We start from the raw sequence: 970 nt of genomic DNA, 5'->3' as shown, positions 1-970 counted from the left end.
TCAGCCTCAGCGTTCCCCGACACACTGCCCGGTACCGAATACGGCCCCGACAGGGGCATCCGTCTTTCGGCGGTGTGGCTGATGCACGACCCGGCATACCCGGAGAGCCTGCCCGGTGCGCCACTGGTGCGGTACACGTATACGGAAGCCGGTGAACTGCTGGCGGTATATGACCGCAGCAATACGCAGGTGCGCGCTTTCACGTATGACGCGCAGCACCCGGGCCGGATGGTGGCGCACCGTTACGCGGGAAGGCCGGAGATGCGCTACCGCTACGACGATGCGGGGCGGGTGGTGGAGCAGCTGAACCCGGCAGGCCTGAGTTACCGCTACCAGTATGAGCAGGACCGCATCACCGTCACGGACAGCCTGAACCGGCGTGAGGTGCTGCATACAGAAGGCGGGGCCGGGCTGAAGCGGGTGGTGAAAAAAGAACTGGCGGACGGCAGCGTCACGCGCAGCGGGTATGACCCGGTGGGGCGGCTTACGGCGCAGACGGACGCGGCGGGACGGCGGACAGAGTACGGTCTGAATGTGGTGTCAGGCGACATCACGGACATCACCACGCCGGACGGGCGGGAGACGAAATTTTACTATAACGACGGGAACCTGGTGACGGCGGTGGTGTACCCGGACGGGCTGGAGAGCCGCCGGGCGTATGATGAGCGGGACAGGCTGGTATCGGAGACATCGCGCAGTGGGGACGTCATCCGGTATGCTTATGATAATCCGCACAGTGAATTACCGGCCACGACAACAGATGCGACGGGCAGCACCCGGCAGATGACCTGGAGCCGCTACGGTCAGTTGCTGGCGTTCACCGACTGCTCGGGCTACCAGACCCGCTATGAGTATGACCGCTTCGGCCAGATGACGGCGGTCCACCGCGAGGAAGGCATCAGCCTTTACCGCCACTATGACAACCGTGGCCGGTTAACCTCGGTGAAAGACGCACAGGGCCGTGAAACGC

At 64.1% G+C, this 970-nt stretch carries 1 pseudogene; it reads left to right on the top strand.

Features of this window, described 5'->3' with window-relative positions:
* Positions 1-970, top strand: a pseudogene (locus tag ACJHXB_RS24735) (RHS element protein); the annotation flags it as partial.

Source organism: Escherichia sp. WS3227_2 (assembly GCF_046486495.1).
GTDB lineage: Bacteria > Pseudomonadota > Gammaproteobacteria > Enterobacterales > Enterobacteriaceae > Escherichia > Escherichia coli.
Note: the sequence above shows the minus strand (reverse complement) of the source record. Positions and strands in the feature narration are given on the sequence as shown.